The sequence below is a fragment of the Phenylobacterium sp. genome (assembly GCF_030693405.1).
GTDB lineage: Bacteria > Pseudomonadota > Alphaproteobacteria > Caulobacterales > Caulobacteraceae > Phenylobacterium.
Genome location: NZ_JAUYAW010000010.1, coordinates 98,007 through 117,294, shown reverse-complemented (window position 1 = coordinate 117,294; position 19,288 = coordinate 98,007). Strand labels below are relative to the sequence as shown.

21 protein-coding genes and 1 other RNA gene are annotated in these 19,288 nt (G+C 69.0%); 10 read left to right on the top strand and 12 right to left on the bottom strand.

Translation table 11 applies throughout. The features are described from left to right. Window positions 1-4: 4 nt before the first annotated feature. The 6 genes from yidC to Q8N19_RS01905 all read left to right on the top strand — a co-directional run bounded on the left by yidC (window position 5) and on the right by Q8N19_RS01905 (window position 5,755). Entirely contained in the window at window positions 5-1,804 is a 1,800-nt protein-coding gene (gene yidC, locus Q8N19_RS01930) for a membrane protein insertase YidC (protein ID WP_305587954.1), read from the top strand. Further along, a complete protein-coding gene (yihA, locus tag Q8N19_RS01925) occupies window positions 1,801-2,454 on the top strand; it encodes a ribosome biogenesis GTP-binding protein YihA/YsxC (protein ID WP_305587953.1) in 654 nt (217 codons plus the stop codon). The genes yidC and yihA overlap by 4 nt, the downstream gene beginning before the upstream one ends. Before the next feature lie 94 nt (window positions 2,455-2,548). Beyond that, entirely contained in the window at window positions 2,549-3,463 is a 915-nt protein-coding gene (gene argB / locus Q8N19_RS01920) for an acetylglutamate kinase (protein WP_305587952.1), read from the top strand. Window positions 3,464-3,471: 8 nt separating this feature from the next. After that, a complete protein-coding gene (locus Q8N19_RS01915; RefSeq protein ID WP_305587951.1) occupies window positions 3,472-4,137 on the top strand; it encodes a pyrimidine 5'-nucleotidase in 666 nt (221 codons plus the stop codon). Next, window positions 4,134-4,973: a 2,3,4,5-tetrahydropyridine-2,6-dicarboxylate N-succinyltransferase gene (gene dapD, locus Q8N19_RS01910; RefSeq protein WP_305587950.1), complete on the top strand. Its 840-nt coding sequence runs from the start codon at window positions 4,134-4,136 to the stop codon at window positions 4,971-4,973. The genes Q8N19_RS01915 and dapD overlap by 4 nt, the downstream gene beginning before the upstream one ends. A 413-nt stretch (window positions 4,974-5,386) precedes the next feature. Continuing rightward, complete coding sequence (locus Q8N19_RS01905; RefSeq protein ID WP_305587949.1) at window positions 5,387-5,755, top strand: hypothetical protein; 369 nt, start codon at window positions 5,387-5,389, stop codon at window positions 5,753-5,755. Window positions 5,756-5,765: 10 nt separating this feature from the next. On the opposite strand, the gene Q8N19_RS01900 is transcribed toward Q8N19_RS01905, so the two are convergent. Next, the gene (locus Q8N19_RS01900; protein ID WP_305587948.1) at window positions 5,766-6,398 is read right to left on the bottom strand and encodes a hypothetical protein; all 633 of its coding nucleotides are present in this window, start codon (window positions 6,396-6,398) and stop codon (window positions 5,766-5,768) included. Between the two features lie 168 nt (window positions 6,399-6,566). On the opposite strand from Q8N19_RS01900, the gene dapE reads away from it, so the two are divergent. After that, the gene (gene dapE, locus Q8N19_RS01895; protein ID WP_305587947.1) at window positions 6,567-7,724 is read left to right on the top strand and encodes a succinyl-diaminopimelate desuccinylase; all 1,158 of its coding nucleotides are present in this window, start codon (window positions 6,567-6,569) and stop codon (window positions 7,722-7,724) included. On the opposite strand, the gene truA is transcribed toward dapE, so the two are convergent. Then, window positions 7,694-8,458, bottom strand: a complete 765-nt coding sequence (gene truA, locus Q8N19_RS01890) for a tRNA pseudouridine(38-40) synthase TruA (RefSeq protein WP_305587946.1) — start codon at window positions 8,456-8,458, stop codon at window positions 7,694-7,696. The genes dapE and truA overlap by 31 nt on opposite strands. Further along, complete coding sequence (fmt, locus tag Q8N19_RS01885) at window positions 8,458-9,384, bottom strand: methionyl-tRNA formyltransferase (protein ID WP_305587945.1); 927 nt, start codon at window positions 9,382-9,384, stop codon at window positions 8,458-8,460. The genes truA and fmt overlap by 1 nt, the downstream gene beginning before the upstream one ends. Before the next feature lie 99 nt (window positions 9,385-9,483). On the opposite strand from fmt, the gene Q8N19_RS01880 reads away from it, so the two are divergent. Further along, window positions 9,484-9,744, top strand: a complete 261-nt coding sequence (locus Q8N19_RS01880) for a hypothetical protein (protein ID WP_305587944.1) — start codon at window positions 9,484-9,486, stop codon at window positions 9,742-9,744. A 23-nt stretch (window positions 9,745-9,767) separates the two neighbouring features. Here the strand turns inward: Q8N19_RS01880 and Q8N19_RS01875 are convergent, their stop codons facing one another. The 6 genes from Q8N19_RS01875 to ffs form a co-directional block, all read right to left on the bottom strand. Then, window positions 9,768-10,277 carry a peptide deformylase gene (locus Q8N19_RS01875; protein WP_305587943.1) on the bottom strand — a complete coding sequence of 170 codons (510 nt, stop codon included), beginning with the start codon at window positions 10,275-10,277 and terminating at the stop codon, window positions 9,768-9,770. 54 nt (window positions 10,278-10,331) lie between these two features. After that, the gene (gene rmuC, locus Q8N19_RS01870) at window positions 10,332-11,618 is read right to left on the bottom strand and encodes a DNA recombination protein RmuC (protein WP_305587942.1); all 1,287 of its coding nucleotides are present in this window, start codon (window positions 11,616-11,618) and stop codon (window positions 10,332-10,334) included. 171 nt (window positions 11,619-11,789) lie between these two features. After that, a complete protein-coding gene (gene recR, locus Q8N19_RS01865; RefSeq protein WP_305587941.1) occupies window positions 11,790-12,392 on the bottom strand; it encodes a recombination mediator RecR in 603 nt (200 codons plus the stop codon). A 10-nt stretch (window positions 12,393-12,402) separates the two neighbouring features. Continuing rightward, window positions 12,403-12,729 (bottom strand): YbaB/EbfC family nucleoid-associated protein, encoded by a 327-nt coding sequence (locus Q8N19_RS01860; protein ID WP_305587940.1) that lies wholly within the window; start codon window positions 12,727-12,729, stop codon window positions 12,403-12,405. Between the two features lie 5 nt (window positions 12,730-12,734). Beyond that, a complete protein-coding gene (locus Q8N19_RS01855) occupies window positions 12,735-14,528 on the bottom strand; it encodes a DNA polymerase III subunit gamma/tau (protein ID WP_305587939.1) in 1,794 nt (597 codons plus the stop codon). A 21-nt stretch (window positions 14,529-14,549) separates the two neighbouring features. Further along, window positions 14,550-14,648: signal recognition particle sRNA small type (gene ffs, locus Q8N19_RS01850), an RNA gene on the bottom strand. A gap of 60 nt (window positions 14,649-14,708) precedes the next feature. Between ffs and nudC the strand changes: the two genes are divergently transcribed. Further along, window positions 14,709-15,635 (top strand): NAD(+) diphosphatase, encoded by a 927-nt coding sequence (nudC, locus tag Q8N19_RS01845; protein ID WP_305587938.1) that lies wholly within the window; start codon window positions 14,709-14,711, stop codon window positions 15,633-15,635. Between the two features lie 4 nt (window positions 15,636-15,639). Here nudC and Q8N19_RS01840 read toward each other — a convergent pair whose 3' ends face one another. The 3 genes from Q8N19_RS01840 to Q8N19_RS01830 all read right to left on the bottom strand — a co-directional run bounded on the left by Q8N19_RS01840 (window position 15,640) and on the right by Q8N19_RS01830 (window position 18,398). Continuing rightward, window positions 15,640-16,725, bottom strand: coding sequence for an aromatic ring-hydroxylating dioxygenase subunit alpha (locus Q8N19_RS01840; protein WP_305587937.1), 1,086 nt, complete (start codon window positions 16,723-16,725; stop codon window positions 15,640-15,642). Between the two features lie 81 nt (window positions 16,726-16,806). Further along, a complete protein-coding gene (locus tag Q8N19_RS01835) occupies window positions 16,807-17,652 on the bottom strand; it encodes a prephenate dehydratase (protein WP_305587936.1) in 846 nt (281 codons plus the stop codon). Continuing rightward, window positions 17,649-18,398, bottom strand: a complete 750-nt coding sequence (locus tag Q8N19_RS01830; protein WP_305587935.1) for a 3-deoxy-manno-octulosonate cytidylyltransferase — start codon at window positions 18,396-18,398, stop codon at window positions 17,649-17,651. The genes Q8N19_RS01835 and Q8N19_RS01830 overlap by 4 nt, the downstream gene beginning before the upstream one ends. 169 nt (window positions 18,399-18,567) lie before the next feature. Here Q8N19_RS01830 and Q8N19_RS01825 point away from each other — a divergent pair, with 169 nt between their 5' ends. Next, the gene (locus Q8N19_RS01825) at window positions 18,568-19,230 is read left to right on the top strand and encodes a cytochrome c family protein (protein ID WP_305587934.1); all 663 of its coding nucleotides are present in this window, start codon (window positions 18,568-18,570) and stop codon (window positions 19,228-19,230) included. Window positions 19,231-19,288: the final 58 nt, after the last annotated feature.

Sequence of the window (19,288 nt, the reverse complement as noted above, 5' to 3'; positions counted from 1 at the left end):
CTCCATGCAAAATGACAACACCCGCAACACGATCCTCTTCGTGGTCAGCGCGATCATCGTCCTGGTGGTCTACCAGTTCCTGGTGATCGAACCGGCGGCCCGGCGACAGCAGGCCGCCGCCGCCCAGGCCGCAGCCGATGCGCCCGTGGCGCCTGGGACCAATCCTGTGGGCCGCGACCCGGCCCTGCCCTCCAGTCCGGCCCAGCTGGCCGATCGGGCGACCGTGGTGGCCCGCACGGCCCGCGCCCCGGTCGCCACCCCGTCGCTGACCGGCTCCATCGCCCTGCGTGGCGCCCGCATCGACGATCTCTTCCTGAACAACTACAAGGTCAGCGTCGATCGCGGTGCCGACCCCGTCGAGCTGCTGCGCCCCGAGGGCGCGGAGTTCGCCTGGTTCGCCGAGTTCGGCTGGACCGGGGCCAATCTCACCGGCCTGCCCACCCCTGACACCCGCTGGACTCTGGTGGAGGGCGCCACGCTGACGCCGGAGACCCCGGTGACCCTGCGCTACGCCAACGGCCAGGGCCTGACCTTCACCCGTCAGATCGCGGTGGACGACCGCTACATGTTCACCATCACCGACACGGTGGCCAATACCGGCGCCGGCGACGTGACGCTGGCCCCCTACGGTTCGGTGCAGCGGCAGGGCATACCCTCCGATCTCGGCAAGAATCAGATCGTCCACGAGGGCGCGGTCGGCTGGCTGGGCGAAGAGCTGCGCCTGGTGAAGTACAACAAGTGGGCCAAGGAGGGCGGGCCGGAGGTCAACTCCACAGGCGGCTGGCTCGGCATCACCGACAAGTACTGGCTGGCGGCCCTGATCCCCGAACAGGACGAGCAGCTCAAGGGCGAGTTCCGCGTCACCCGCGCAGGCCCGGTCGAGATCTTCGAGGCCAACTATGTGGGCCAGCCGCGGACCATTCCCGCCGGCCGCCAGATCACGGAGACCACCCGCTTCTTCGCCGGCGCCAAGACCGTGCCGGTGCTGAAGGCCTATGAGACCAATCTGAACATTCCCCGTCTGGACGCCGCGGTGGACTGGGGCAATTTCTGGTTCCTGACCCGGCCGCTGTTCAGCTTCCTGCACTTCATCTACCAGCACATCGGCAATGTCGGCCTGGCCATCCTGGCGCTCACCGTGGTGGTGAAGCTGATCTTCTTCCCGCTGGCCAACAAGAGCTACGAGTCGCTGACCAAGATGAAGAAGGTGCAGCCCCAGATCGAGGAGCTGCGCAAGAAATACAAGGACGACCCGGCCAAGCAGCAGCAAGAGCTCCTGGGGCTCTACAAGTCAGAGAAGATCAATCCGCTGACCGGCTGTCTGCCCATGCTGCTGCAGATCCCGGTCTTCTACGCCCTCTACAAGGTGCTGACCGTCACCATCGAGATGCGGCACGCCCCCTTCTATGGGTGGATCCAGGATCTGTCGTCGCGAGATCCGACGACCATCTTCAACCTGTTCGGCGCCATCCCCTGGGATCCGGCCACCGCCCCGCTGATCGGCGGCTTCTTGAACGGCCCGCTGCACCTGGGTGTGCTGCCCCTGCTCTACGGCTTCACCATGTGGCTGACGACCGCCATGAACCCGCCGGCCACCGATCCGATCCAGCAGCGCATCTTCCAGCTGATGCCGATCATGTTCACCTTCATCATGGCGCCGTTCGCCGCAGGCCTGCTGATCTACTGGACCTGGAACAACGTGCTGACCATCGGCCAGCAGTACATCATCATGCGGAAGTTCCAGGTCGATAACCCCATCGACAGCCTGATCGCCCGCTTCAAGACCAAGAAGGTCGCCGAGTGAGCGACACCGACGCGCTGTTCGACGAAGACGCCCTGGAGGCGGCCCGCATCCTCTTCGCCCGCAAGGCGGAATTCATGATGGGGGCCGTGGCCATGGACGGCCTGCCGGCCCCGGACCTGCCGGAAGTGGCCTTCGCCGGGCGCTCCAATGTGGGCAAGTCGTCCCTGATCAACGCCCTGGTGGGCCACAAGCACCTGGCGCGGGCCTCCAACGCCCCGGGCCGCACCCGGGAGGTCAACTTCTTCGTCCTGGACGAACGCCTGCGGCTGGTCGACCTGCCCGGCTACGGCTGGGCGCGGGCGGCCCGCAGCGAGGTCAAGAAGTTCCAGAATCTGGGCCGCGACTACCTGCGGGGCCGGCCCAACCTGAAGCGCGCCTATCTGCTGATCGACGCTCGCCATGGCCTCAAAGAGGTGGACGGCGAGCCCATGGACGCCTTCGACAGAGCCGCGGTCTCCTATCAGATCGTGCTGACCAAGGCCGACAAGCTGCGGCCGGCCGCCGTCGAGGCCGTGCGCCTGCAGACCGAGGCCGCCATCGCCAAGCGCCCGGCCGCCTTCCCCCGGGTGCTGGCCACCTCCTCGGAGACCGGCGCGGGCATGCCGGAGCTGCGGGCCGAGATCGCCGCGGCCTGCGCGGTGGCGCCTTAGAGCCTCCCCAATCGGCCGATAGGACCGGGCGCCGGGTGACACGGGGGCCGCTGTCGGCTATCGGGGCGCTCCAGGATCAGGGAGCCGCCGCTAAGTGACCGACACCCCCGAAGAGGAAGGCTGGGCCACCGCCCGCACGCTGGCCGAGGCCCTGCCCTTCATCCAGCACTACGACCGCGAAACTGTGGTCATCAAGTATGGCGGCCACGCCATGGGCGAGGAGTCGGTGGCCAAGCTGTTCGCCGCCGACGCGGTGCTGCTGAAGATGCTGGGCGTCCATCCGGTGGTGGTCCATGGGGGCGGCCCGCAGATCTCACGGATGCTGGACAAGGCCGGGGTGAAGTCGAGCTTTGTCGACGGCCTGCGGGTGACGGACGCCGCCACCATGGAAGTCGCCGAGATGGTGCTGTCTGGCGCCATCAACAAGGAGATCGCCAACTGGATCACCCTGGCCGGCGCCGAGGCCGACGTCCGCGGGGTGGGCCTGTCGGGCAAGGACGCCCGGCTGATCACGGTGGAAAAGGCCGTACGCACCCGCAAGGACCCGGGCAGCCAGATCGAGCAGGCCGTCGACCTGGGCTTTGTGGGCGAACCCACCAAGGTCGATCCCAAGCTGATCGAGGCCCTGATCTACGCCGATGAGGACTATGTCCCGGTGATCGCTCCCATCGGCGTCTCCAAGGACGGCGAGACCTACAACATCAACGCCGACACCGTGGCCGGCGCCCTGGCCGGCGCCCTGCGGGCCAAGCGCATGCTGCTGCTGACCGACGTGCGCGGCGTGCTCGACGCCAATGGCGAGCTGATCCGGGAGATGAACCTGGCCCAGGCCCGGGAGGCCATCGCCTCAGGCGTCGCCACCGGCGGCATGATCCCCAAGCTGGAGACCGCCATCAATGCGGTGGAGTCCGGGGTCCAGGCCGTTGTGATCCTGGATGGCCGGCGGCCCCACGCCATGCTGGTGGAGCTGTTCTCCGAGCACGGCGCCGGCACGCTGATCTCGGCCTGACCCGCAGCATGACCGCCGACCTCGCCCATATCGACACCTGGCTCTTCGACCTCGACAACACCCTCTATCCGGCCGAGTCCGGCTTCATGGGCGAGGTGGAAGGCCGGATGACGACCTTTGTGGCCAAGGTCACCGGCCTTCCGACGGACCAGGCCTATGCCCTGCAGAAGCGCTATCTGGAGGAGCACGGCCTGACCCTGCGGGGTCTGATGCTCCACCACGGGGTGGACCCGGCCGATTTCCACGCCCTGTTCCACGACCTGTCCCTGCAGGTGCTGGCCCACGACGCCCATCTGCTGGAGGCGCTGGAACGCCTGCCCGGGCGGCGGCTGATCTTCACCAACGCCGACGCCATCCATGCCGAGCGGGTGCTGTCGCACCTCGGCCTGCACCACCTGTTTGACGACGTCTTCCATATCGACTCCTTCGGATTCCGACCCAAGCCGGACCCGGCGGCCTTCACCGCCATGCTCGACGCCCATGGCATGACGCCCGACGCCACCGCCTTCTTCGAGGACTCTGAGCGCAATCTGGCCCCAGCCGCAGACCTGGGCATGACCACCGTGCTGGTCGGCGCCCATGCGGCCGCTTCGCCCGCCCCCTTCGTTCACCATCGCACCGAAAAGCTGGCGCCGTTCCTGGCGACCGCACGCCTCAGGGAGACCCGCCGATGACCGCTCTGACCTTCGACGACCTGAAGACCGAGATTGAAGCCGCCTGGGAGGCCCGCGACGGGATCTCCACGGCCACCAAGGGCCCGGTCCGCACCGCGGTGGACGAGACCCTGCGCCTGCTGGACGAGGGCCGCCTGCGGGTGGCCGAGCGGGCCGACGACGGCCAGTGGGAGGTCCGCCAGTGGGCCAAGCAGGCCATCCTGCTGTCCTTCCGCCTGAACCCCAACAGCGTCATGCACGCCGGCCCGCCCGGCCCCTACTGGGACAAGGTCCCCACCAAGTTCGACGGCTGGGACGCGCCCCAGTTCCAGGAGGCCGGCTTCCGCGCCGTGCCGGGCGCCGTGGTCCGTCGCGGCGCCTATATCGGCAAGAACGTCGTCCTGATGCCGTCCTTCGTGAACATCGGCGCCTATGTGGGCGAGGGGACTATGGTCGACACCTGGGCCACGGTCGGCTCCTGCGCCCAGATCGGCAAGGGCGTACACATCTCCGGCGGCGCCGGCATCGGCGGGGTGCTGGAGCCCCTGCAGGCCAATCCGACCATCGTCGAGGACGGCTGCTTCATCGGCGCCCGCTCCGAGGTGGCCGAGGGCGTCATCGTCCGTGAGGGCGCGGTCCTGTCCATGGGCGTGTTCATCACCGCCTCGACCAAGATCGTCGACCGCAAGACCGGCCAGACCTATCGCGGCGAGGTGCCGGCCTATTCTGTGGTGGTGCCGGGGTCCCTGCCCGATCCGCACGGCGTCGGCCCCTCGCTCTATTGCGCGGTGATCGTCAAGACCGTGGACGCCCAGACCCGGTCGAAGACCAGCGTCAACGAACTCCTGCGCGACTGACACCCGCCTCCAGGGGCGGCTTTCGCCGCCTTCCGCGTCACTGGCTGCACGCAATCCCAGCGCGACGCCGCACGGGCGGTGTTCCGCTCATTTTGAGCGCGGGCCTTGTTTCCCGTTATGGGCGAGTAGACTAGGTTGCCTGCAGGAAGCGGTGACGCCTTTATTCTTGGTTAAGAAGGTCTAACGCCTAGGACGACACGGAAATCTGAATACAGCCGCCTTTCGCTTCGCCCAAAAAGTGACAACTTGTCGTTGATTTTGTAACGATACCGACTGTGGGAGCGAGTGTTATGTTTTCGTTAACCTCTGGCCGAGCGGGGCCTGTACGAGACGAGGGTGGAGAAGTTCTGCCCATTGTCGCGCCTGAACCCCGGGGATGGTCCGACAAGCGTCCGGCGCCGCCTGAACTGGATATGCAGCGCCTGTTCTATCGATGGAGCGGGCAATTCTCGTCGGTCCTGATCCGGACCCGGGCGCGGTTCGATGGGGACCTGGACCAGTACGTCCTCTATCTGACCTTCCTGCTCTCCGAACTGGCTGACAGCATCAATGGCGAGGCCGGCGCGCCGCGCCAGTCGCGGGGGCTGAATGCCCTGAGCCTGTCGGAAATCACCGGCATTCCCCGGGAGAGCGCCCGGCGCAAGCTGCTGCTTCTGGCCGCCAATGGCTATCTCCACCGGGATGCGGACGGCCTCTTCACCCTGGCCGACCGCTATGGTCTGGAAACCTTCTTCGCCGAGCTCAAGCCCCTGTTCGCCGACGCAGTCGCCCCGCGGGCCTGAATTTGGCCCCTTAGTCCGCCTCGTCCATCCAGCGCCAGAGCGCCCTGATGGACAAGGCGCGCATGGCTGCGTCCTCAGATTCCAGGGGCGGCAACCGGGCCAGGGCCAGGGCGTCCTGCAGGGTGACTGGCGACCGGGTCGGCGCAGCCAGGCCAAGCCGGCGCGCCGTCTGCTGGAACCGCCGCCAGGCGCAGTCGATACTCGCCGCCGAACCCGCAGCGCCCTGGGGCAGAAGCCCGCCCTGCAGCACCCTCTGATAGGCCACCAGCGTGGCCCCGGTGCAGATCCGCGCGGCGATGTCATTGAACCTGGCCTCGTCCAGGGGTTCGGTGGCCAGATCGCCCGGCGGCGTCGCCAGCATCAGGGCGCCCGGCGCCGCCGCCCGTACGAAAGCGCTCATCACCACATTCCCCCGATCGTCGGCGAAGGCGTATTGCAGCACATGATCGCGCCCCTGCACGCCCAGGGAGCGGACGTTGAAGTAAAGCCGGTCACCACCTGCGATGTCGGGGCGGAACGCACGTCGGCCAAAAGGCTTGGGCGGGGCCCGATGCTGGCGCGCCCTCACGGTCCGCAGGGCGAGATCGATCCTGGAGAGATCGGGGGCCGAGCCAACTCGACCAAAGAACGCCGCTATATTCATATGTAGGCTCCACTTACTGGAGCCACACCAACATATGTGCCAGCATCTGAAAATATTCGGCATCCCTAGACTGAGATGATTACTTTACATTAAGCAGCCCAGCCTGGGCGCGGCCTGCGCGCGCCTCGCCATTGCCCCCGGCCACGGCGGAGGCTAACTGCTTGGCCTATGAACAGCCTCGACCCCGTCCGCCTGACCCAGGACCTGATCCGCCGCCCCTCCGTCACCCCGGCCGACGCCGGCGCCATGGATGTTCTGCAGGCCGAACTCGCCAAGCTGGGCTTCGCCTGCCGTCGCATGCGGTTCGGGGAGATCGAGAACCTCTATGCCCGATGGGGAACCGCGCGGCCCAACCTCTGTTTCGCGGGCCATACCGACGTGGTGCCGGTCGGCGACGCCGAGGCCTGGAGCCAGGACGCCTTCGCCGCAAAGATCGTCGATGACATCCTGATCGGCCGCGGCGCGGTGGACATGAAGAGCGCGCTGGCCGCCTTCGCCGCCGCGGCCGCCGCCAGCCTGGCCCGGGGCGAAATCACCGGCTCCCTGTCCTTCCTGATCACCGGGGACGAGGAAGGGATCGCCATCGACGGCACCAAGAAGGTCGTCGAGGCGCTGATGGCCGAGGGCGAGATCGTCGACCACTGCGTGGTCGGCGAGCCCACCAGCGCCGAAACCTTCGGCGACATGATCAAGATCGGCCGCCGCGGCTCGATCAACGCCGAGATCGTCGTGGAGGGCCGGCAGGGCCATGTGGCCTATCCCCACCGGGCGGCCAATCCCGTCCCGGTGCTGGTGCGCATCCTGGCGGCGCTCGACGCCCATGTGCTCGACGAAGGCTATACCGGCTTCCAGCCGTCCAACCTCGAGATCACCACGGTCGATGTGGGCAACGCCGCCACCAATGTCATCCCCGCCCAGGCCAAGGCCCGGGTGAACATCCGCTTCAACCCCGGCCACAAGGGCGGCGACCTCGCCGCCTGGATCGACGGCGTGGCCCAGGCGGGGGCCGAGGGCTTCGACGGCGTCGTGCGGGTGACCCCCGCCATCAGCGGTGAAGCCTTCCTCACCGAGCCCGGGGACTTCACCGATGTGGTGGCCGCCGCCGTCCGGGATGTGGCCGGCCGTGACCCGGAGCTCTCCACGACCGGCGGCACCTCGGACGCCCGCTTCATCCGCGCCCTCTGCCCGGTGGTGGAGCTTGGCCTGGTGGGCAAGACCATGCATGCGGTGGACGAACGCGCGCCGGTCGCCGAGATCCGCGACCTCCAGGCGGTCTATGAGCGCCTGATCGCCCGCTACTTCGCCCGGTTCGGCTCGCCCTCGTAGCTGACCCCCACCAGATAGAGGCCCGTAGCCGGCGCTACGGGGCCGCAGGCCCGGCGATCGCGGGCCGCCAGGGCGTCTGCCACATCGGCGGCGCTCCACCGCCCCAGCCCCACCTCTGCCAGGGTGCCGGTCATGGAGCGGACCTGCCGGTGGAGGAAGGAGCGGGAGGCGAACTCCAGAACCACCTCGTCCCCCTCGCGGCGCACGCTGGCCACGTCCAGGGTCTTCATCGGCGACTTGGCCTGGCACTGCAGGTCCCGGAAGGTGGTGAAGTCGTGATGGCCCACCAGGGCCTGGGCGGCCAGGTGCATCGCGCCAGCATCCAGGGGCTTCTTCACATGCCAGACCCGGCCCCAGTCCAGGGCCGGCGGCGCCGTGCGATTGAGGATGCGATAGATGTAGCGCCGCTCGGTGGCCGAGAAACGCGCGTGCCAGCGGGGATCATCGACCAGCTCGGCCGACAGGATGGCGATGGGTTGCGGCACGAGATGGGCGTTCAGGGCGTCGCGGACCACTTCGGGCTTCCAGGCCTTGTCCAGGTCCACATGCACCACCTGGCCGGTGGCGTGGACGCCGGTGTCGGTGCGGCCGGCCGCCTGGAGCCTCAGGTCCTGGCCGCAGAATCCCTTGACCGCCGCCTCGATGGCCCCCTGCACCGAGGCCAGCCCCGCCTGGGCCTGGAAACCCCGATAGGGTCGTCCGTCATACTCGACGGTGAGCTTGTAGCGGGGCATCAGCTGAGCTTCGCGCCTGGCGGCAGGGGAAAGCCGCGCAGGAAGACATCGGCCGCCTGCGGCCCGCGCCCTTCCCGCTGCAGGCGCAGCAGCCGCACCGCCCCCTCGCCGCAGGCCACCAGCAGCTGGTCGTCCAGCACCACTCCAGGCTCGCCGGCGCCGTCCTCGCGGACGCAGGCCAGGACCTTGACGCGCACCGGCCCCTTTTCCCCGGGCGCCTCGAACCAGGCGCCAGGAAAGGGCGAGAGGCCCCGGATCTGGCCGTCGACGCGGGCGGCCGGCTTCGACCAGTCGATACGGGCGGTCTTGGGCCTGATCTTCTTGGCGTAGGTGATCCCTTCGGCCGACTGGGGAATCTCCTGGGCGACCCCGGCCTCGATCTTCGGCAGGGTCTCCGCGAGCAGGTCAGCGCCCAGCTCAGCCAGCCGGTCGTGGATGTCGCCGGCGGTGTCGCGGGGGCCGATGCGCACCATCGCTGTCGCCAGCACCGGGCCTTCGTCCAGGCCCTCGGTCATCCGCATCACCTGCACGCCGGTGATCTCGTCGCCGGCCATCACCGCCCGCTGGATGGGGGCTGCGCCCCGCCAGCGGGGCAGCAGAGAGCCGTGCAGGTTGAAGGCGCCGAGCCGAGGCGCCTCCAGCACCTCCCGGGTGAGGATCTGGCCATAGGCGACCACGCAGGCGGCATCCAGATCCAACGCCCGAAAAGCCTCGATCTCGTCGGGATCGCGCATGGACGCGGGCGTGCGGACCGGCAGACCATGCTCCAGGGCGAAGGCGTGGACCGGCGAGGGCTTGAGCGCCTGTCCCCGGCCGCGAGGGGCCGGGGGCTGGGAATAGACGCAGGCGATGTCGTGGCCGGCCGCCACCAGGCGGGCCAGGGCGACGACGGCGAAGTCGGGAGTTCCAAGAAAGGCCAGGCGCATGGACGCCGTTTACCCCGCCGCCCCCGCGGGCGCAAAGCTGCGGAACCGAAGGACAAGCTTGACCGTTGATAGGGCGCTTCAGACCCAAAGGAGGCGTCCATGCGCCTGACCATCATCGCCGCCGTCGCGACCCTGGCGCTCGGCGCCTGCACCGAGGCCGAGACAGATCAGGCCAAGATCGAGGCCAAGGCTGCTGGAACTGAACTCAAGGCGGCCGCTTCGGAGGCGGGCGCCGAGCTCAAGACCGTGGCGTCGGACGCCGCAGTCCTGGCGAAGGACGCCGCCGGGGAGGCTGGCCAGGCGCTGAAAGAGGCCGGCGCGGAAATTCGCGAGACAGCAGACGAAGCCGCCCCGGAATAGGCGGCCAACGCCCGAGCGTCGCCTCAGGCGGCGCGGGCCTGCTTCTTGACCTTGGCCACCGCCCGATCGCGCTTCAGCCGCGACAGGTGGTCAATGAACAGCACGCCTTCCAGGTGGTCCATCTCGTGCTGGATACAGACGGCGAACAGCCCCTCGGCGTCCTCCTCCACCTGCTCCCCCTGATAGTTGAGGTAGCGCAGCTTGACCCGGGCCGGACGCTCGACCTCGTCATAGATGTCGGGGATCGACAGGCAGCCTTCCTCATAGGGGGCGGTATCGTCCGACGACCAGAGGATTTCCGGGTTCACGTAATAGCGGGGCTGCCGCTCGTCGTCCGGGCCGGCGATGTCCATGACGATGACACGCTTGGGCACGCCGATCTGGATGGCGGCCAGGCCGATGCCCGGCGCGGCGTACATGGTCTCGAGCATGTCGTCCATGAGGGCGCGCAGCTCGTCGTCCACGGCCTCCACCGGCTGGGAGACCTGCTTGAGGATCGGGTTCGGGACCGTGAGGATTTCGCGAATGGCCATAGTTGCGAGGTAAGCGCGCCAAACCTGAGCGTCAAGGTCGGCCTTTGTCGCGGCTCAGCCGTCCTCGCCCACGGCCCGGATGCGCGGCGCCGACTCTGACCCGGACTCCGCCGCCAGCTTGGCCAGGGGCCGCACGGCGGTTTCGATGGGGCTGAGCTCAGGGATATCGCGCCCCTCGTGATCGACCTTCAGATCCTCGAAGCGCCGGGCCTGGGTCAGCACCTGGGTCTCCAGGGAACCGACCATCTGATTGTACTTGCCCACGGCCTCCTCGAGCTTCTTGCCCACGGCCGCAGCATGGCCGCCCATGACCGACAGGCGCTTGTAGAGCTCGCGCCCCAGCTTGGAGATCTCCTGGGCGTTGGCCGCCTGCTCCTCCACCCGCCAGCCATAGACGACGGCCTTGCACAGGGCGAACAGGGTGGTGGGCGTCACCACCAGCACCCGGCGATCCATGGCCTCGCTCATCAGGTCCGGCGCGCGATCAAGCGCCGCGGCCAGGAAGCTGTCGCCGGGGATGAACATGGCCACGAAATCGGGCGAGGCGGGAAACTGGTCCCAATAGGCCTTGGCTGACAGGCTCTGCATATGGGCCCGCACGCTCTGGGCATGGCGCACGAAACAGGCCTCACGCACCGCGTCATCGGTGGCCTCCTGGGCGTCCAGGAAGGCGTTCAGCGAGCACTTGGCGTCAATGACGAACAGCGCCCCGCCCGGCAGACGCACGGTGACGTCAGGGCGGCGGCGGCCTTCATCGGTGTCGGTGGCGACCTGTTCCTCGAAATCGTAGCGGTGCGACAGGCCAGCGGCCTCCAGCACATTGCGCAGGGTCTGCTCACCCCAGCGGCCCTGAACCCCGGCCCCGCGGCGCAGCGCCGCCGAGAGCTTGCGCGCCTCCTCCTGAGTGGCGGTGGACGCGGTCAGCAGCTGGGCGATCTGGGCTTTCAACCCGCCGGTCTCCTCGGCGCGGGTCTTCTCCACCGCCGTGACCTGTTCCTGGAACTTGGCAAGCGTCTCAGCCACCGGCTTCAGCTGCGCCTCCAGCCTGGCCTGGGCCAGCTGCTCGCGGTTGCGGAAGGTCTCCTCGGTGCGCTTGAGCAGGGCCTCGGCCACCACATTGGCCGACTGGGCGGCCTGATTGCGCAGGATCTCGGCCTGAGCCTCGGACTGGGCCTTGAAGCTGCGCAGCTCGGCCTCGGCATTGGCGCTCTGGTCGCGCAGGCTCCAGTAGTCGCCCTGTAGCCGGTCGGCGCGCCGCCGCTCCATCAGCGCCCAGGCGAAGCCGGCGATAGCGGCCAGGGCGCAGACCACCACGGCGACGAGAGAGGCATCCAGGTTCATGCTCCGTTCCTAGCCGGAGTCGGCGGCCGGGGCCAGGGGCCGCCCTCGTCCTTCGAGGCACTGCTGGCGCAGGGCGCCTCAGGATGAGGACGGAATGAGACACTCCACCCACGTCCCTCATCCTGAGGTGCGAGCGACAGCGAGCCTCGAAGGACGCAAGGCGCCCCAGGCTCAGGCCGGGCGGCGCGCCCGCAGGGCCTGGGCGATGGTGCCGTCGTCCAGCCAGTCCAGCTCGCCCCCCACCGGCACGCCGCGGGCGATCATGGAGATGGTCACCCGACAGGGCGCCAATCGTTCGGCGAGATAGTGGGCCGTGGTCTGACCATCCACCGTGGCCGGCAGGGCCAGGATCACCTCGGTCACCTCGGGCGCGCTGGCTCGGGCCACCAGAGAGCCCACCCGCAGGGCGTCAGGGCCGACCCCGTCCAGGGCCGAGAGCAGGCCCCCCATCACGTGGTAGCGCCCGCGGAAGGAGCCGCCCCGCTCCATGGCCCAGAGCGCCCCGACCTCCTCCACCACGCAGATCAGGCCTGCGTCCCGTTCGGGATCGGCGCAGACGGCGCAAGGATCGCGGGTGTCCAGCGCCCCACAGGTCGAACAGGTCTTCACCCGCTCGGCGGCGTCGGCCAGGGCTTGGGCCAGCGGCGTCAGCAGTTGTTCGCGGCGCTTGAGCAGGGCGAGCGTCGCCCGCCTGGCCGAACGCGGCCCCATGCCGGGCAGCTTGGCCAGGAGCGCAATCAGACGCTCGATCTCGGGTCCTGAGGATGCGGCCAAGGGGTGTCGATCAGAACTTCGGCATGCCGGGCAGGCCCATGCCGGCCAGGGGGCCGGCGGCCTCGCGCATCACCTCAGCCTGCATGGCGTCGAGCTTGCGCTTGGCGTCGGCATGGGCCGCCACCATCAGGTCCGACAGCACCTCGCCCTCGCCGGGCGCCAGCAGGCTCTCGTCCATGACCACCCCAGCCAGCTCGCCCGAGCCCCGCAGGGTCAGCCGAACCATGCCGCCGCCGGACGTGCCCTCGACAGTGGTCTCGGCCAGGCGAGCCTGGGCGTCGGCCAGCTTCTGCTGCATGGCCTGGGCCTGCTTCATCAGGGCGCCAAGGTCCTTCATGGGCTCTAGTCCTCTTCAGTTTCGCTCTCGTCCTCGCCGCTCGGCTGGACGTCGGGTTGCGGCTGGGCGCGGATGCTGAGGATCTCGGCGCCTGGGAAGGCCGCCATCACCGAGCGGATGAAGGGATCCTGCTCGATCCGCTCCCGGGCCTCGCGCTCCTCGCGCTTCTGCGACTCCCACCGACTCTCGGCCCCGCCGCCGCCCTGGGCGACGATGAGCCAGGGCGTGCCGGTCCATTCCTTCAGCCGTCCGGCCAGGCGCTGGATCAGGGTGTTGGGCGAGCCCGGGGCCGGCTCGAACTCGATGACCCCGGGGCGGAAGGCGATGGGGCGGACGAACCGCTCCACGTCCAGCCGCAGGGAGATGTCGCGCTTCTGTTCGATCAGCGCGATGACGTCCTCGAACCGGCGCAGGGTGATCTCGGGCGCGGTCTGGGCCTGGGGCGGGGCCATCTGGCGGGCCACCGCGCTGGCGCCGCCGCCTGCCCCCCCGCCGCTCGAGCCCCCTCCACCGCCAGACGGGGCCGGCCCGCCGGGCAGGGCCTCGCCGGCCTGCAGTTTCTTCAGCGCCTCTTCCGGACCCGGCAAGTCGGCGGCGTAGGCCAGGCGGATCAGGGCCATGTCGACGGCCGCGGCCGGGTCGGGGGCGCGGCGCACCTCCTCATGGGCCCGCAGCAGGATCTGCCAGACCCGCGACAGGGTGCCGGCCGACAGGGCCGCCCCGATGCCGGTCAGGCGGGCGGCCTGCTCCTTGGGCATGATCAGGGCCTGGGGACCGACGGCCTTGGCCACCGAGGCCGAATGGCAGTGCTCCAGCAGATCGCCCATCACCTGGGCCGGATCGGCGCCATAGCCATAGAGGCCGCGGAAGGTTTCGATGGCCGGACCGGCCTCGCCCTTCATGGTCTGTTCGAACAGGGTGATGGTCTGGGCCCGGTCGGCCAGACCCAGCATGTCGCGAATCGAGGCTGCGCTGACGGTCTGGCCCGACTCCGCCTGGACGATGGCCTGGTCGAGCATCGACTGGGCGTCGCGCACCGAGCCCTCGGCGGCCCGGGCGATCAGGGTCAGGCCCTCGGCCTCCACCCGCGCGCCCTCGGCCGCGCAGATCATCTCCAGGTTCTTGACGATCACCTCCGGCTCCACCCGGCGCAGGTCGAAGCGCTGGGTCCGCGACAGGATGGTCACGGGCACCTTGCGGATCTCGGTGGTGGCGAAGATGAACTTTGCGTGGGGCGGGGGCTCCTCCAGCGTCTTGAGCAGGGCGTTGAACGCCCCGGTCGAGAGCATGTGGACCTCGTCGATGATGTAGACCTTGTAGCGGGCCTCGACCGGCGCATAGCGCACCCCGTCCAGCAGCTCGCGCATGTCGGCCACGCCGGTGCGGCTGGCGGCGTCCAGCTCCAGCACGTCCATGTGCCGGCCCTCGACAATGGCCCGGCAGTGCCGGCCGTCCTGGGAAAGATCCAGGGTCGGGGCGTGGATGGCGTCGGTCTCATAGTTCAGGGCCCGGGCCAGCAGGCGCGCCGTCGTGGTCTTGCCGACCCCGCGGACCCCGGTGAGCATGAAGGCATGCGCGATACGGCCAGAGGCGAAGGCGTTGCGCAGGGTGCGCACCATCGCCTCCTGACCAAACAGGTCCTCGAAGGTCCTGGGCCGGTATTTCCGCGCGATGACCGTATAGGCCGCGCTCTCCGCCGCAGGCGGCGCGGGCGCCGGCTCGGGGTTTCCAAACATGTCCGTCGTATTCGGATCACGCTCGGGCAGATCGGAATCGAGCGTGATGTCTTCGTCGGCCATGGGGGGAATGTCAGAGGAAGCGGGTGGAGACCGGACGACGACCCGAAGCGAAACTCGTTACGGCTGCTTCCTTCCGGACCTGACCGGGTTGGCGAGGACTCCGCCCGTCGCCGATCTCCGCCCCCAATATCGCGATCGAAACAGGTGCGCGCAAGCTCGGGCGCAGATAGAACGCAAATCATGCCCCTGACCGCTTTCCAGAACACCTTCGCCGGCAACCCCCTCGACCGCGCCAGCGAGCGCCGGGGCGATACCGCCTGGCTCGCCGAAATGCAGACCTCGGCCGACTCGCTGGCCATCGTCCTGTGGAACGGCCGCCCCCTCGTGGAGAAGAACGCCGAGGGGGGCGTGCAACTGGCCTATGTGCCGGCCACCATCTCCGACGAACTGGCCGGCGGAATTGAACGGCTTCTGTTCATGGGCCTGTGGAAGGACACCGCCGTCTTCGCCGTGGACATCGAGGGCGGGGTGGACCCGGCCGAGGGGCCCCTGCGCGGCGTCGGCTCCTTTGAGGACCTGCGGGCCATCGCCCTGCGCCTGCCGGGCTCCGAAGCCGCCATCGCGGCGACCGCCAAGTCCATGTTCGAGTGGCGCCGTCGCCATCGCCATTGCGCGGCCTGCGGCGAACCCAGCGTGGTGGTCGACGGGGGCTGGAAGCGCCAGTGCCCCACCTGCAAGGCCGAGCACTTCCCGCGCACCGATCCCGTCGTGATCATGCTGCCCTATCTCGGCGACCGCTGCATGATGGGACGCCAGGAGGCCTGGCCGCCAGGCATGTTCTCGGCCCTGGCCGGCTTCGTGGAGCCCGGCGAGAGCATCGAGGAGGCCTGCGCCCGGGAGCTGGCCGAAGAGGCCGCGCTGAAGGCCGTCAGTGTCCGCTATCATTCCACCCAGCCCTGGCCCTACCCGTCCTCCCTGATGATCGGCCTGATCGCCGAGGTGGAGGACGACCAGGCGGCGCCTGACCAGACCGAGCTGTCGGAGGTCCGCTGGTTCACCCGCGATGAGGCCCGCGACCTGCTGGCCGGCAAGATCGAGGGCGTCTTCGCCCCTGGCCCGCTCGCCATCGCCCACCAGCTGCTGAAGGCCTGGGTCGAGGAAGGCTGAGGCTTCAGGCGCCCGCAGCGCTGGCGACCTGCCCCATGGCCTGCTCGAGATGCCGGTGAAACCGCCACAGCGGCTGCTCCAGATGGCTGAGCGGCCCAGGCCGGTACAAGGGGCTGGCGATTCCCTGCTGCACCCCTTGGCAGGCGGGAACATCCTCGAGATGGATGGCCGTCACCTGGTCTCGATAGAGCGCCACGAACTCCGGCACGGCGGCGAACTCTGGCGGGGCCAGCAGATGAATCTTCAGGGTGAAGTGGTCGGTCTCGATATCGGCCAGTTCATACCAGACCCCCAGCGGCGTCTCCCCTTGCGTGAAGAACATCAGGGTCAGCGGGAAGATGGCCGCCACCACGAAAGCGCCATGGCTGTCGTCGGCCGGGGGATTTTCCAGCACCGTGAACAGGTCCGAGGCCACCCCCTCATAGGTGGACAGGCCGGGATTGGACTTCTGTAGACTGTCCCGATGCGGTCCGATGTGGTGGTAGGACTCCAGGAAGTTCTCCAACATCACCTTCCAATTCCAGGGGGACGGGAAGGTCAGCACATCGGCGGTGACCATCCGCTCGGGCCTGATCTCGCCCAGCCGTTCGGCCAGGCCGCCCAGCTGGGGCGCCAGGGGCGACGCCTGGCCCTCCAGGTTGACGAAGATCCAGCCGCCCCAGACCTCGCTGCGCATCTGGGGCAGGGCGCAGTCGGCGCGGTCGAACACCGTCGAGCGCTCCATGCCGGGGGCTGCGGCCAGCCGCCCGTCCAGATCGTAGCGCCACAGATGGTAGGGACAGGTCAGGGCCTTGGCTGAGCCCCGCCCCTCCGCCACCGGCATGCCGCGATGCCGACAGACCCGGGACAGGACGTGCAGGGTCCCGCCGTCATTGGTGACCACCAGGGGCGCGCCGCCCAGGTCGACGGAGAGATAGTCGCCGGGCCTGGCCACATCGCTGACCCGCGCCACCGGCGCCCAGCCGGCCCGGAAGACCCGCACCTGCTCAGCGGCGAACACGTCTCTGTCCACATAGGCCTGGCCAGGCAGGGCGACGGCCGCCTCAGGCCGGTCGGCGACCTCGGCATAGGGACTGCGATCAAGCGGCATGGCGGCCTCCCCCGGGTTTTGAGGGACGAGCCTGCCCCGCCTTACCCAGGGTCCGTAAACCTGGCCAGATGGGCTCGCCCGTCAGGCCCGGACGCGGAAGGGGTCGGCCGGATAGACGCCGAGGATCTCGAAGCGCTCGGAGAAGAACTGCAGCTCCTCCAGGGCCAGCGCCAGGCCGCGATCCTCCGGCCGGCCGTCCACCTCGGCGTAGAAGAAGGTCGCCGTCCAGGCGCCATCCTCCATGTAGCTTTCCAGCTTGGTCATGTTGACGCCATTGGTCGCAAAGCCCCCCAGCGCCTTGTAGAGGGCGGCAGGCAGGTTGCGCACGCGGAAGACGAAGCTGGTGATGCAGGGGCTGGTGAAGGGCGGCGGCTCGGGCTCGGCCTGCGCGGTCATCACCAGGAAGCGGGTGGTGTTGTGCCGCTCGTCCTCGATGTCCCGCAGCAGGATCTCGAGCCCGTAGATTTCGGCCGCCAGGGCCGGCGAGATGGCCGCCCGGGTCCGGTCCGGGGTCTGGGCCAGCATCCGGGCGGCGCCAGCGGTGTCGCCCACCGTCTCGGCCTTCAGGCCCAGCCGCTTGACCGTCTTGCGGCACTGGCTGATGGCGATGGCCATCGACTGGACGGTGGTCACCTCCTCCAGCTTCACGCCGGGATTGACCATCAGCTGGAACCGGATCGGCTTGAACTTCTCGCCGATGATCTTCAGGCCAGAACTGGGCAGCAGGTGATGCACGTCGGCCACCCGCCCGGCGATGGAGTTCTCCACCGGGATCATGCCCAGCTGGCAGTCGCCGGTCTTGATGGCCTCGAAGGCCTCATCGAAGGTCGGATGGGGGACGGGTTCGTAGTCCGGGAAGTAGGCGGCGCAGGCCTCATGGCTGTTGGCGCCCAGTTCGCCCTGGAAGGCGATACGTCCCTGGCTCATCGAAGTCCCTCGCTCATGGCCCGGGCGTGAGCCCGGGCGCGTTCCAGATCGGCGGGGTTGTCCACCGAGATCGGCGCCGCATCGATCACGGTCGCCCAGATGGTCATGCCCAGCTCAAGGGCGCGCAGCTGCTCCAGCCGCTCCCGCTGCTCCAGGGGCGAGGGCTGGGCTGAGGTGAAGCGCACGAGCGCCTCGCGCCGGTAGCCATAGACCCCGTGATGCAGCCAGACCGGCCCATCCCCATAGAGGGTCGAGCGGGTGAAATAGAGCGCCCGGCCCCGGCGGCCGTCCGGCGCCATGGCCAGCACCGCCTTGGGGATATCGGGATTGGACCGTTCGGCGATGTCGCTGTCGGCCACCACGATGGTGGAGATGTCGCAGCCCGGCTCTTTGGCCAGCAGGTCGGCGCAGTCGGCCACCACCTGGGGCGCGACGAAGGGGATATCGCCCTGCAGATTGATCACCACGTCGTGACGGCCCTGCGGGTCCAGCACCTCCAGCGCCCGCAGGATCCGGTCCGAGCCCGAGGGCAGGTCCGGGTCGGTCAGCACCGCCCGGCCGCCGGCCGCCTCCACCGCCGCGACGATCTCCGGATCACCGGCCGCCACGGCCACAGGGCCGATCCCGGCGGCCTGCGCCTGGCGCAGCACGCGGACAATCATCGGCACGCCCTCGATGTCGGCCAGGGGCTTGCCGGGCAGTCGGGTGGCGGCCATGCGGGCGGGAATGAGGACGATGGGCGTCATGATTCGATGGAAGCCTGTGGGCGGCAGCGCTTGCAGGGGGGAGCGACCAACTGGCCGGTTGCACGAGCGCCGGTAGCGTGTAAGAGACGCGGGCGCAATAAGGGGCGGGAGATTCCCGCGCGTATGCCGGTTTCGACGACCGGCCTGAGAAAGGGCCGAATCTAAGACTATGAGCGACCTTACGTTCAACAAGGTCGCCGGCGCTGTGCTGGCGACGGGCTTGGCGGTAGTTGGCCTTCGTGAAGCCTCCGCCATCGTCTTCGCCCCTCATGCCCCCGAAACTCCGGGCTATGCGATCGCGATCCCTGAGGACACGGGCGGCGCTGCGCCGGCTGAAGCCGCCATCGACTGGGGCACGGTCCTGCCGATCGCCGACGTGGCGGCCGGTCAGGCCAGCTTCGCCAAGTGCGTCAGCTGCCACACCATCGCCCAGGGCGGCGCAAACGGCACCGGCCCCAATCTGTGGGGCATTGTGGGCCTGCGGCCGGCGGCCCATGCCGGCTATTCGTATTCCAGCGCCTTCAACGACTTCGCCGCGGCCAACCCGGTCTGGACCCACGCCGAGCTCGGCGCCTTCCTGGAAGCGCCCCAGCGGCACATCGCCGGCACCAAGATGACCTTCGTCGGCCTGAAGCGCCGTGAAGAGCTGATCAATGTGGTGGCCTATCTGCACTCCATGGGCGGTTCTATTCCCTTCCCGGCGCCGGCCCCCGTGGCTGAGCCGGCCGCGGAAGGCGAAGCTCCGGTCGAGGGCGAGGAAGCCCCCGCCGCTGAGGGCGAGGCTCCGGCTGAAGCCCCGGCCGCCGAGGCCGAATCGCCCGCCGCCACCTGAGCGCGGTGAACGCCTGACAAGATCAAGCCCGGCTCGCGCCGGGCTTTTTCTTTGGCCG